This window comes from Bradyrhizobium sp. SUTN9-2 (assembly GCF_003122645.1).
GTDB lineage: Bacteria > Pseudomonadota > Alphaproteobacteria > Rhizobiales > Xanthobacteraceae > Bradyrhizobium > Bradyrhizobium yuanmingense.
The window spans coordinates 8,040,656-8,053,483 of sequence record NZ_LAXE01000001.1; the positions used below are offsets into that span (position 1 = coordinate 8,040,656).

Consider the following 12,828-nt stretch of genomic DNA (forward strand, 5'->3'; position numbering starts at 1 on the left):
GCCGCGCAAAACTTCGGCGGTTGCGGCGATTTGGTGGCAGTTCCTCTTCGCAAGTCAAACTCCGGCGACCGAAGTCCAGACATCGGCGAGCTTCTTTCTCACCGCCTGCGCGCGGGTCAGCGGCGGCGGCGTTTCGTCTTCTTCCGGCAGACGCAGGCCGACGACGTTGACGCGGCCGCCGGAGATTGATCGTGCGACCAGCACGATCTCGTCCAGCGGCAGCTCGGCGCCCTCTTTCGGCGCGTGGTCGAGATGGACGTCGAAATAATCTGCCAGGGTCAGCTTGCCGTCGTCCTCGCCGACCTTCACACCGTAGATCGCGGCGAGCTCGGCGAGCGTGTGCTCGCCGGAGACCATGAAGTCGCCGAGCAGATGCGGATCGGGCGCGGTGCTCGGCTGCATGTCGACGAAGAAACGGTCCAGCGCTTCGGCCTTTTCCGGCGGCGCCAGCAGATAGATGTAGTCGCCCGGTGCGATTGGATCGGCCTCCGTCGGCGTCAGGATGTGCTCGTTGCGGATCACCAGTGTCGGCTTGGACCAGGACGGGATCAGGCCGCGGCGGAAATACAGGCTCTTGGGCCGCACCGGATAGCCGACCAGCTGCTGCTCGAGCTGGCCGGGCAGATCGAGCTCGACGCGGCGGGGGCCGCGGTCGGCACGGGGCAGCGCCACGTGCAGCTTGCGCGCGGCCGGCGCCAGGGTCCAGCCTTGCAGCAGAAGCGAGATGATGACGACGACAAAGGCCACGTCGAAATAGAGATAGGCCTTGGGCAACCCGACCAGCATCGGGATCGAGGCCAGGAAGATCGCGACCGCACCGCGGAGGCCCGTCCAGGCGATGAAAATCTTCTCACGCCAGTTGAAGCGGAACGGCGACAGGCACACGAACACCGCGAGCGGGCGCGCCACCAGCATCAAGACGAGCGCGACGGCGACCGCTGGCAGCACGCTGGAACCCAACCGACTCGGCGAGACCAGAAGGCCGAGCAGCACGAACATCACGATCTGCGCCAGCCAGGTCGCGGCGTCGAGGAACGTCACCACCGAATTATGCGCGCGGGTCGGCCGGTTGCCGATGATGATGCCGGCGAGATAAACGGCGAGGAAGCCGGAGGCGTGCATGATCTGCGAGCCGCCGAAGATGACGAGCGCGGCCGTGGTCACGAAGGGCGCATGCAGGCCCTGCGGTAGGGCGACCTTGTTGAGCGCGATGACGACGAGGCGGCCGCCGATGACGCCGACGACGGCGCCCAGCACCGCCTCCTGGATGAACTCCATCAGCACATGGCCGGGCGAGCTGGTACCGACCGAGATGTATTCCACCAGCATCAAGGTGAGGAAGATCGCGAAGGGATCGTTGGTGCCGGATTCCGCCTCCAGCGTCGCGCCGACGCGCGGGCGTAGACGCAGGCCCTGGGTGTGCACCAGGAGGAACACGGCCGCAGCGTCGGTCGAGGCCACCACCGCCCCGACCAGCAGCGACTCCGACCAGTTGAGGTCGAGCGCGTATTTGGCGAACGGCGCCGTGACCAGCGCGGTCAGCAGCACGCCTGCGGTCGCGAGCACCACGGACGGCGCAAGCACGGTGCGGATGCTGGCAAAGCGCGTGCGCAGGCCGCCGTCGAACAGGATCAAAGCGAGCGCGACGGAGCCGACCAGATAGGTGGTGCGGACGTCGTCGAACTGGAGCTGACCTGGGCCGGAATCGCCGGCGAGCATGCCGATGATGAGGAAGACGAGCAGCAAGGGCGCGCCGAAGCGCAGCGCAAGCAGGCTGGAGAGGATGCCGGCCATGACGAGGACGGCGCCGAGCAATATGGCGAGACTGACGGAGTCGAGGGAAGCCATCCACCTTCCGGGTAAGAAATCGCTGGAATTTCATCCTTATCGTCGGTGGACTCGCGCGCCAACCCATTTTCGCTCTTCGCGGCAATCTGCCCGCATTTTACGGCCTTAACGCGCTTCACTTCACGGTGTATCGATGGCCCGGCCGCGTCCTTTGTGGGATTGTCCGGCGCCCTCGAATCAATTCCTCCCCGCTTGCCGACGAGACCCGATGGACATGGACCTCAAAGACTTCATGGAGCTCGTGCAGACCACCGCACGCAGCGTCGGGGCAGAATTCTCCTCACCCTGGTTCTACCTGCAATTCGGCCTCATCCTGGCCGCCGCCGGCATCGCCTATGCCGCGGAGGCCGCTATTCGCAGCCGTGTCGACCTGACCTCGCTGGCGATGCGCTGGCCGCTGCCGCTCCGGCATTTCGTCCGGGTCATGGTCGCCAGCGCCTCGACGGCGGTGTTCACGCTGCTCGTGATCGTCTCGCGCGTGGTGATGTATCACGCGACCTGGCCGAGCCGCTCCTATCTGCTGATGGTCGCAGCCAAGCTGGGTTTCGCCTGGCTGGTGATCCGGCTCGTGACCTCGGTGCTGCGCAACGCCTTCATCGTCAAGCTGGTGTCGATCACGGCATGGTTCATCGCCGCGCTCTCCATCGTCGGCCAGCTCGATGCGACGGTCGACCTATTGGATTCCTTCGCGATCGTGCTCGGCGGCCTCAGGCTGACCCCCCTCCTGGCGCTGAAGGCCGGCGCGCTGCTGCTGATCGCGCTCTGGCTCACCAACATCGCCAGCAATTTCGCCGAGAGCCGGATCAATTCGACCACCGATCTGACGCCGTCGGTGCAGGTGCTGCTGGTCAAGATCATCCGCATCGGGCTGCTCACGGTCGCCATCGTGATCGCGCTCGGCGCGGTCGGGATCGACCTGTCGGCGCTCGCGGTGTTCTCCGGCGCGGTCGGCGTCGGCATTGGTATCGGCCTGCAGAAGATCGTCGCCAATTTCATCTCGGGGATCATCCTGCTCGCCGACAAATCGGTGAAGCCCGGCGATCTCGTCACCATCGGCGACAACACCGGCCGCATCAGCGCGATGAAGACGCGCTATATTTCCGTCGCTGCCGGCGACGGGCGCGAATTCCTGGTCCCGAACGAGGATCTGGTGACGCAGAAGGTCGTCAACTGGACCTATACCGACAAGAACACGCTGGTGAAGATCGCCTTCGGCACCAATTACGACGCCGACCCGAAGCTGGTTTGTACGCTCGCCGCCGAGACCGCCGCCGCTCATCCGCGCGCGCAGAAGGGCAAGCCGCCGACCTGTCTCCTGACCGAGTTCGCGGAAGCCGGGATGAAGTTCTCGCTGACCTTCTGGATCGCCGACCCCGACGGCATGGACAAGGTCAAGAGCGACGTGATGCTGGAGCTATGGGACGCCTTCAAGCGCGAGGGCATCCGGGTTCCCTATCCCGTCCGCGAAATCCGTATCCGCGGCGGCGCCCTGCCGGTGGAAACCGCCGTGGAAGTCCCGAATTAAGACGCTTTCGTAAGCCAAGGCTGGTAGCCTCGGCTTGCATGAAGGCCGCCAATCATTAAATTGGGGCGTGAAATCAAGCCTTTCCGCCGATATCGAGATTAGCCCGAGAAGACCTGACACGCATGAGCTACGTCGACGCCACCGAGACCTCCCTGCGCAAGACCGGACAGATCAAGCTGCACGGGCCTGCCGCCTTTGCCGGCATGCGCAAGGCGGGCGCGCTGGTGGCCAGGTGCCTGGACGAGCTCACCGACATCGTCGGGCCGGGCGTGCCGACCTCCAGAATCGACGAATTCGTCCGCGACTTCGCCTTCAGCCATGGTGCCTATCCGGCGACGCTGATGTATCGCGGCTACCGCTACTCGACCTGCACCTCGCTCAACCATGTTGTCTGCCACGGCATGCCCGGCGACCGTCCGCTGAAGGAGGGTGACATCGTCAACATCGACGTCACCTTCATCGTCGACGGCTGGTATGGCGATTCCAGCCGGATGTATGCGATCGGCCCAATCGCCCGCAAGGCGGAGCGGCTGATCGAGGTGACCTATGAAGCCATGATGCGCGGCATCGCCGCGGTGAAGCCCGGCGCCACCACCGGCGACATCGGCCATGCCATCCAGAGCTTCGTCGAGCCGCAGGGCATGAGCGTGGTGCGCGATTTCTGCGGCCATGGTTTGGGGCGCATGTTCCACGACGAGCCGAACATCATCCATATCGGCCGGCCCGGCGAGGGCGTGCAGCTCAAGCCCGGCATGTTCTTCACCATCGAGCCGATGATCAATCTCGGCAAGCCGCACGTGAAGATCCTGTCCGACGGCTGGACCGCGGTGACCCGCGACCGCTCGCTGTCGGCGCAGTTCGAGCACTCCGTCGGCGTAACGGCGACCGGCGTCGAGATCTTCACGCTATCGGCGCGGCACGGCGAGAAGCAGATCGGGTGAGCCCGGTGCGTCAGCTATTGCTAGCGGCGGCCCCCTTTGGCGGGTGGCGATTCTGCCTTTGCGCACCAACGCGTCGAGGACGCGCTTACTGACCTAGGCCCGAGTCCGGGTCTCGGTTGATCGTCCCAGATCTTGCCTTCGCCAGAAGGCCCCCCACAACAGCGCTGAGACGCACGCGACGGGCAACAGGCGGCCGACGTCGAGGTGAAAGCACGTGCATGATAGGAAAAGCATGACCACAATCACGTCGGTTTCGCTGACTGCGCAGGGAGTCGCACCTTTCCATGATCCGCCTCCGGTGTTCTAATGCAGGCGTCTTGACTGGGCATGGAGATATGGTCATGGCGGGTTCTGTCGAGCGGTGGCGGACGACATGAAGATCTACCTGCCGGACAACGAGCAGGCGCGGCAGCAAGCCCTCGAAACCTATCGCATTCTCGATACGCCGCCGGAGATCGCCTATGATGAACTGGCGGACTTGGCGGCGCAGATCTGCGGCTGCAGCGCCGGGCTGCTGACCTTCCTCGACGACAAGCGACAATGGCTCAAGGCCAAGTGCGGCCTGCCGCCTGACCTTACGCACGTGCCCAAGGAGATCTCGATCTGCCAGGCGACGATCTGCCATGACGATCTCATGTATGTGCCTGACCTCACGAAGGATCCGAGGTTCAGGGATTCGCCGTTGGTCGCCGGCGAGTTCGGGCTGCGCTTCTATTGCGGCATGCCGCTGATCAGCGAGGAGGGATACGCGCTCGGAACGCTTTGCGTCATCGATTTCGAGCCGCGCGAGCTCAGCTTCGAGCAGCAAGAAGCAGTGCGGCGGATCTCGCGTCAGGCCGTGGCTCAGCTCGAGCTCAGACGTAGACTCCGCGAGCGCGACGAGATGCTGGCCGAGCTCGACAAGGCGCGCGCAATGGCGGAGGCGGAGCGGAGCAAATCAGATGCGCTCCTGCTCAACATCCTCCCCCCTGCGATCGCCGAGGAGCTCAAGGCCAACGCGAAGGTGCGGCCGCGCTTCTACCAGTCGGTCAGCATCCTCTTCGTCGATTTCGCCGACTTCACCCGGCACGTCGAGGCGATCGAGCCGGCGCAGGTCGTGCACCAGCTCGACGAGTACTACAGCACGTTCGACGAGATCATTGCGCGCCATCGGCTCGAAAAGATAAAGACCATCGGCGATGCCTATCTCTGTGCCGGCGGCCTGCCCGAGATCAACCGGACGCACGCTGTCGATGCCGCGCTGGCGGCGCTCGAGATTCAGGACCTGCTCGCCAAGGCGAACCGTCAGCGCGAACGGCTGAGGCTGCCGCTCTGGATGGCGCGAATCGGCATCAACACCGGCCCGGTCATCGCTGGCGTCGTCGGAACGCGCAAGTTCAGCTACGATATCTGGGGCAACGCGGTGAACGTCGCCGCGCGTCTGCAGGCGGCCGCCGATCCCGGACGGATCAACATTGCCGAGGCGACCTGGAACCTGGTCAAAGCGCGCTTCACCTGCGAACCGCGCGGCAGCATCGAGGTGAAGGGCAAGGGGCCCACCCCGATGTACTTCCTCGATCGTATCAGGCCGGACCTGGCTGCCGATCCCGCAGGCGTCGTGCCCAACGATAGCTTCTGGCGTCACCAGGGCCCATGATCGCCAGCTGAGACGAAGGGCGGGAAAAACGGTCGGCTGATCATCATCCGCTTCATGCCGGAAGCGCACCTATGCAAGGCGCGCGCAATTGACGGTTGCAAAAACCACCATCCCCGGCAATGCTGGCGGCCGATGCCCGCCAAGCCGGACCACGACAAGAGCAGACCTGACGACACGCCGCACTATCACGGCCATCGCGAGCGGCTGCGCGAGCGCTTCTATAGCGCGGGCGCGGATGCGCTCAGCGATTACGAGCTGCTCGAGATGGCGCTGTTTGCCGCGCTGCCGCGGCGCGACACCAAGCCGCTGGCGAAGACGCTGATCAAGACCTTCGGCTCGTTCGCCGAGGTCGTGCATGCGCCAGTGGCGCGCTTGCGGGAGGTCGAGGGGGTCGGCGAGTCCGCGATCAACCAGCTCAAGCTGATCGCCGCGGCCGCGCATCGCGTTGCCAAGGGCGAGGTCAACAGCCGCAACGCGCTGTCATCCTGGAACGAGGTGATCGCCTATTGCCGCACAAGCATGGCGTTTGCCGACAAGGAGCAATTCCGCCTGCTCTTCCTCGACAAGCGCAACCAGCTGATCTCCGACGAGGTGCAGCAGACCGGCACGGTCGACCACACCCCGGTCTACCCGCGCGAGGTGATCAAGCGCGCGCTCGAGCTGTCCGCGACCGCGCTGATCCTGGTGCACAATCACCCCACTACCCCCCTTCGCGATTACGCTTGGTCACGCTCGATACCTTTAAAACACCTATAAAATTAGTACTTTTAGCGCATTGCGCACTGGGGGCGGCCATGGCAAATTGGGAGCGGTTAGAGGGGTAGAGCACGGCCTTCCGATCCCAGCAAACGATCCCCGTTTCTCCCCGACCGATCCCAGTTGCGGAACAGAAAAAACGCCATGCCAAGCCTGACCGACACCGCGATCCGACACGCGCTGAAGCGCGTCGAGCTCAACCGGAAACAAGAAAACCTCGCAGATGGTGAAGGCCGAGGTACCGGCCGACTCGTCCTCGTCCTCAAGCCGATGCCGAAGCGCGTGACGGCCGACTGGATGGCGCAGCAATGGCGGGACGGCAAACGTGCGAAAAAGAAGCTCGGCGCTTATCCATCCACGTCCTTGGCTCAGGCGCGCGAGATCTTCAAGCGCGACTACGCCGATGTGATCCAGAAGGGTCGGAGCATCAAGATCGCAACAGATACCCGCCCCGGCACCGTCGCTGATCTGTTCGAGGGCTATGTCGCGTCGCTCAAGGCCGCCGCCAAGCCGTCCTGGAAGGAGACAGAGAAAGGGCTTAACAAGATCGCCGACACGCTCGGGCGCAACCGACTCGCGCGCGAAATCGAGTCTGAGGAGATCGTCGAGCTTATCCGACCGATCTACGAGCGTGGCGCCCGCTCGATGGCGGATCACGTGCGATGTTACATCCACGCGGCATATAGTTGGGGGATGAAATCGGACAACGACTATCGGAACACATCCCCGCGCCGCTTCCGTATCCCATACAATCCGGCCTCGGAAATTCCGACCGAACCCAAGGTCCAGGGCACGCGCTGGCTCAACGAAGAAGAATTCGTTCAACTCTATCGCTGGCTGGAATGCCCCGATACGCCGGTTCATCCCTCCTATCCTCGCGCTGTGCAGCTGATCATGCTGACCGGTCAACGCGTCGAAGAAATCGCGCGCTTGCATGTCGATCAATGGGATGCGCCGGAGAAGATCATCGACTGGTCCAAAACCAAGAACCTTCAGCCGCACGCCGTCCCAGTGCCGTCGATCGCCGCCGAACTGATTGCGTCGATCAACCCAAATAAGTACGGCTGGTTCTTTCCCTCAGCGAAGGACCCATCCAAGCCCGTGAGCCACGGTACGCTCTATAGCTTCGTTTGGCGCCAGCGAGACCGCGGCGTGATCCCGTATGCAACAAACCGGGACCTCCGGCGAACGTTCAAGACTCTGGCCGGCAAGGCTGGCGTGTCGAAGGAAATTCGAGATCGTCTTCAAAATCATGCGCTGCAAGACGTCAGCTCTAAGAACTACGACCGCTGGCATTACATGCCTGAGAAGCGTGCCGGTATGGCAAGATGGGACAAGTTCGTCCGCTCTATGCTCACTAAGAAGCGCTTGAAAGCAGCGGCATGACCAAGCGCCCCTCCGGGCCCGCGGCTCCGCGAAAGGGCGCGCGACCGGCGACCGAGATCGACGCGCAGAGCTACTCGGCATTCGTTGGCGATCTCAAGACGAAGATTGCCGAGGCGAGGCATCGTGCTGGCCTATCGGTGAACCGCGAATTGATCCTGCTGTACTGGACTGTCGGCCGCGACATTCTCATTCGGCAAGAGAAAGAAGGTTGGGGCGCCAAGGTGATCGATCGCCTGGCCGACGACCTTGGCCGCGCCTTCCCCGAGATGACAGGTCTGTCCGCCCGAAATCTCAAGTATATGCGCGCCTTCGCGGAGGCTTGGCCCGACGGCGAATTCGTGCAACAGGTTGTTGCACTATTGCCTTGGGGCCATAACGTCCGCCTGCTGGATGCCCTTAAGACGCGCGAGGAGCGCACCTGGTACGCTCGGCAGGCTATTGAACACGGGTGGAGTCGTAACGTCCTTGTCCACCAGATAGATAGCAAGCTTTTCGCCCGGCAAGGCAGCGCACTCACCAATTTCTCGCGGACCCTACCGGCCGAGCAATCCGAGCTTGCGCAGCAGATCCTCAAAGACCCCTATACGTTCGACTTCCTCTCGCTTGGCCCAGAGATGCTGGAGCGTGATCTCGAACACGGCCTGATCGAACATCTACGCTCTCTCATCCTCGAACTCGGCAAGGGCTTCGCGTTCGTCGGCAGCCAATATCATCTCGAAGTCGGCGGGCAAGATTATTACCTCGACCTCCTATTCTATCATCTGCGCCTTCGCTGCTTCGTGGTGATCGAACTGAAGATCGAGGACTTCAAACTCGAGTTCGCAGGAAAGATGAACTTTTACCTGTCCACCGTGGACGAGCAATTGCGTCATCCTGACGACAAGCCGACCATCGGCATCATCCTGTGCAAGGGGCGCAACGAGGTAATTGTCGAATACGCCCTGCGAGATTCCAGCAAGCCGATGGGCGTCGCCCAGTATCAGCTCTCCGCCGCGCTCCCGCCCCAGCTCGAGGAGGATCTCCCGACGGTAGCGGAGTTTGCTAGAGAGTTCCCGTTGATGTCTGTGGTCAAGCTACGCATCGAAATCGAGCGCGCGGTGCGCGACCTCGCCGACAAGAGAGGCGTCGTCTTCGATCGGCCCGTCGGCATCATGAACATGCTGCGCGACCTACGCCGACAAGGGTCGGTGCCGGCCAGCACCGAGCAGATGCTCAGCACTCTGCAAACTATGAACGCAGCCTCGCACGGTGTGGACGTCAACTCGGAGGCCGCGAAACGGGCGGTCGAAATCGGCACGGTCTTCCTTGCCGAACTCAAGGCACTGAACAACAACGGATGAAAATGATAACGCGAAAGCCGTCTATCGCGACCCCCATAGAAGCATAGGACCCACCTCGTGGAAGACAGTTGGCCGACGTGGCTCAAGGTTATGGAAAATGGCATCGTCGGAGAGGCACGCACGCGCTCGTTCCTGATCGATCGGTTTTGGGTGCTTGAGCGCAGCGTCGACACCGACGGCGCCGATTTCCTCATCCAACGCCGCACCACGACACAGCGATTCACGGACAAGGTTCCGCCTCGTGTCGGCGCAACCCAAGCCAAATACTTTCAAGATCGGCGTACGACCCACCACATCCCTAAAAGCTATGTCGTTGATGTCGGCGGAGCTCCGCTCGAAGGGTTTTTCGCACTTCTCCACGTCGGAAAAGAGGACGAAGGCGAGATGCATCTGCTATCTGCACGGCAGATAGTCGATACGTTGTCGATAAGCAGCACCCATTCACCCGTAAGCTATGTCGTCGGCACCACCGCGCTCCAGGACGCCTTCCGCATCAAAGCGCGCAAACTCGCGCTCGATCAGATCGAGCACAGCTTGAAGAGCCAGACCTACTATCAGTCGGCCGCTTTCTTGGACCAGCTCAACATCCCATATCGACGCTTCAGTGAAAACGACATCGAATTTCCCTGGACACTTCCGCTCCCAAATCCCGTCGGCGAAATCCCGAAGATGTTTGTGGAGCAGAAGGAAGAGCTGAGAAAGATTGTCTTCGATATGGAGGAAGTGTTGGGAGCCATCGACGCGGTCCTAACCGAAAAAGATCCGCGCCGCGCCGTCGAGCTGATGGATGCCCTACGCGACCATGTTGACGGTTACGGGAAGATCACCTTCGGGGGCAGAGCGGACTTTCACTAGGGCGACTTTCCGAGCGCACTCGACACGCACGATCGTTGGCTACTGGGCCTACAGGCAGACGGCCTCCTAGAACCGTACATCGCCATGGGAGACAAACTGCAGAAGGCCCTCATCTCGCATACGACGGCTCATCCCCTTATCGACAAAGGCGATTTCTTGCAGGCAACTCTCGAGTACGACCCGACCGCACTCATCGTCGCCAATCTGTCCGTCAAATCGGGCAAACCGCCCGCGAGAGAGCCAGAGATCAAGGCTCCCGGGCATGTTCGCATAGCAACAACTCTTAGCGATTTGGTCCCGCGCAAAATGAACCCGATGGACTACACGATCGAGAATGTCTGGTGGAACATCATGCGCTACGTCATCGAGCAGCGCTATCCAGATCCGGACTTCGATTAACACTGCTTACGGATCACCAAGCTCGAAACCGCGCCCCTCAACCTCGCCAACGAGCGGCGGCGTTTCGGCTATTGCCGGTTGTTCGTCTTGCTGCGGCGGGAGGGCGAGGCATCGGGGATCAACCGGATCTACCGGCTTTACCGCGAGGAAGGGCTCACCGTCCGCAAACGGCGGGCTCGCCGCAAGGCCGTGGGGACCCGTGCCCCGATCCTGGTCGAGGCGAGGCCGAACGCGCGCTGGTCGCTGGACTTCGTCCACGACCAGTTCGCCAATGGCCGACGCTTCCGCATCCTCAACATCGTCGACGACGTCACCAAGGAATGCCTGGGCGCCATTCCGGAGACGTCGATCTCGGGGCGGCGCGTGGCCCGCGAACTGACGGCAATCGTCCAGCGACGCGGCAAGCCAGGAATGATCGTGTCCGACCATGGCACCGAATTCACCTGCAACGCCATGCTCGCTTGGTGCAAGGACGCAGCCATCGATTGGCACTTCATTGCGCCGGGAAAGCCGATGCAGAACGGCTTCGTCGAGAGTTTCATGTATAGACGGCCCCGCGGATGCAAGGGATTTTTGCAGCATTTTGGATATCGGTCGGGTGCGTTCATGTATACGGCCTGTCATTGCGACCGATAGCATGGCCGCTGGCCCTGATGGAGATCGCGGATCGAGGCCTCATCAACGGGTCGCGCTTGTTGCGCTTAAAACTCTTCGGGCTTTCTCGATCCCCAGCTCCGCCGGTTTCCATCACGCTGTCATCTGCCCTCACACCTTAGGGTGGCCAGGAATCGCGGCAGCTCAGGCCGCGAGCTTAGGCCGATAGAACTCACCGGTCGTCATCATTGCCCAGATGATCCGAGCCAACTTGTTGGCAACAGCGACAGCAACAACCATGGGCCGACGCCGTTCAAGCAGAGCTTCGATCCAGCCATCTCCGATCCGGGACCGGGCCTTTGGATACCGAACGACGTTGCGTGCCCCGATGACAAGCAAGTGCCTGAGATAGGAATCGCCCTGTTTCGTTATCCGGCCGAGCCGATCCTTCCCGCCGGTGGAATGCTGCTTCGGCGTCAGGCCTAGCCAGGCCGCGAACTCCCGCCCGGAGCGGAACATTGTTGCGTCCGGCACGGTCGCGGCGAGAGCCGTGGCCGTTATCGGACCGATCCCGGGAATTGAGGACAGCAACTTCGCCATCGGATTTACTCGCTGGATCTGAGCTAGCTCGCGCTCGATGGCCTCGACCTGCCGGTCCAATTCCTTCAGTTGGTTCACAAGGACGGCTAGTGCGATGCGGGCGTGGGCCGGTAGCGTCAGTTCCTCGTCATCCAACAAGTCCACCAGACCATCCACCCGTTGCCGGCCTTGCCCGACGATGATGCCGAACTCAGCAAAATGAGCTCGAATGGCGCAGGCTGTCATGGTTCGTTGCCGGACCAACAAGCCTCTTGCACGATGAAGCATCAAGAAGCCCTGGTTCTCGCCGCTCTTGATGGGAACGAAACGCATATTGGGACGGGTGACCGCTTCGCAGATCGCGGCCGCGTCAGCGGCGTCATTCTTGGCTCCTCTTCGTACGTAGGGTTTAACATACGCCGGCGGGATCAATCTCACATCATGTCCAAACTGCCGAATCTCCCGCGCCCAGTGGTGAGCAGTCGCGCAGGCCTCAATGCCGACTAGACAAGGTGCAAGCGAGGAGAAGAACGACACGATCTCGCCTCGCCGGAGGCGTTGACGACCGGCCACTTGGCCTTGGCCATCAACTGCATGGATGTGAAATACGTGCTTCGAAATGTCCAACCCAATTGTCGCGACTTCCATAGGTGAATGCTCCTGTTAGCGGGTTCGTCCATCGCCAGTAATATCGCCGGCGCCGAGGGAGCGGGGCCGTCTTCCCCATCAATGGCCGGATGCGCGATGAGTTACTCAACGAGACCCTGTTCTTCGATCTCGATGACGCCCGCGCCAAGATCGCCAACTGGGTCGCCGACTACAATCTCCAGCGTCCCCACTCGTCGCTGAAATACCTGACCCCCGCGGCCTACGCCGCCCACCTCACCGCAACGGACGATCGGCTGCGCAACCCCGACCAGCTCCGCCGATCGTCCGTTGCTCCATCCGCGCCACTTGGCGTACAAGAAA

10 protein-coding genes and 2 pseudogenes are annotated in these 12,828 nt (G+C 62.2%); 10 read left to right on the plus strand and 2 right to left on the minus strand.

Features of this window, described 5'->3' with window-relative positions:
- Window positions 1-54: 54 nt before the first annotated feature.
- Complete coding sequence (locus XF30_RS37370) at window positions 55-1,848, minus strand: potassium/proton antiporter (RefSeq protein WP_036026415.1); 1,794 nt, start codon at window positions 1,846-1,848, stop codon at window positions 55-57.
- A 208-nt stretch (window positions 1,849-2,056) separates the two neighbouring features.
- Here XF30_RS37370 and XF30_RS37375 point away from each other — a divergent pair, with 208 nt between their 5' ends.
- The 9 genes and pseudogenes from XF30_RS37375 to XF30_RS37410 form a co-directional block, all read left to right on the plus strand.
- Window positions 2,057-3,373 carry a mechanosensitive ion channel family protein gene (locus tag XF30_RS37375; protein WP_036014217.1) on the plus strand — a complete coding sequence of 439 codons (1,317 nt, stop codon included), beginning with the start codon at window positions 2,057-2,059 and terminating at the stop codon, window positions 3,371-3,373.
- A 122-nt stretch (window positions 3,374-3,495) separates the two neighbouring features.
- Entirely contained in the window at window positions 3,496-4,314 is an 819-nt protein-coding gene (map, locus tag XF30_RS37380) for a type I methionyl aminopeptidase (RefSeq protein WP_036014218.1), read from the plus strand.
- 373 nt (window positions 4,315-4,687) lie between these two features.
- The gene (locus tag XF30_RS37385; RefSeq protein WP_109145488.1) at window positions 4,688-5,950 is read left to right on the plus strand and encodes an adenylate/guanylate cyclase domain-containing protein; all 1,263 of its coding nucleotides are present in this window, start codon (window positions 4,688-4,690) and stop codon (window positions 5,948-5,950) included.
- A 132-nt stretch (window positions 5,951-6,082) separates the two neighbouring features.
- Window positions 6,083-6,706: a JAB domain-containing protein gene (locus XF30_RS37390; protein WP_109145489.1), complete on the plus strand. Its 624-nt coding sequence runs from the start codon at window positions 6,083-6,085 to the stop codon at window positions 6,704-6,706.
- A 144-nt stretch (window positions 6,707-6,850) separates the two neighbouring features.
- On the plus strand, window positions 6,851-8,092 hold the full coding sequence (locus XF30_RS37395; protein WP_109145490.1) for a tyrosine-type recombinase/integrase: 1,242 nt from the start codon (window positions 6,851-6,853) through the stop codon (window positions 8,090-8,092).
- A complete protein-coding gene (locus tag XF30_RS37400; RefSeq protein ID WP_109145491.1) occupies window positions 8,089-9,432 on the plus strand; it encodes a PDDEXK nuclease domain-containing protein in 1,344 nt (447 codons plus the stop codon). The genes XF30_RS37395 and XF30_RS37400 overlap by 4 nt, the downstream gene beginning before the upstream one ends.
- A 57-nt stretch (window positions 9,433-9,489) precedes the next feature.
- Window positions 9,490-10,287, plus strand: a complete 798-nt coding sequence (locus XF30_RS37405) for a hypothetical protein (RefSeq protein WP_225134041.1) — start codon at window positions 9,490-9,492, stop codon at window positions 10,285-10,287.
- A gap of 84 nt (window positions 10,288-10,371) precedes the next feature.
- Window positions 10,372-10,686: a hypothetical protein gene (locus XF30_RS39695; protein ID WP_225130970.1), complete on the plus strand. Its 315-nt coding sequence runs from the start codon at window positions 10,372-10,374 to the stop codon at window positions 10,684-10,686.
- A 39-nt stretch (window positions 10,687-10,725) separates the two neighbouring features.
- Window positions 10,726-11,226, plus strand: a pseudogene (locus tag XF30_RS37410) (DDE-type integrase/transposase/recombinase); the annotation flags it as partial.
- A gap of 258 nt (window positions 11,227-11,484) precedes the next feature.
- On the opposite strand, the gene XF30_RS37415 reads toward XF30_RS37410, so the two are convergent.
- The gene (locus tag XF30_RS37415) at window positions 11,485-12,507 is read right to left on the minus strand and encodes an IS110 family RNA-guided transposase (RefSeq protein ID WP_109145492.1); all 1,023 of its coding nucleotides are present in this window, start codon (window positions 12,505-12,507) and stop codon (window positions 11,485-11,487) included.
- Between the two features lie 68 nt (window positions 12,508-12,575).
- On the opposite strand from XF30_RS37415, the pseudogene XF30_RS39700 reads away from it, so the two are divergent.
- A pseudogene (locus XF30_RS39700) lies at window positions 12,576-12,828 on the plus strand (integrase core domain-containing protein); the annotation flags it as partial.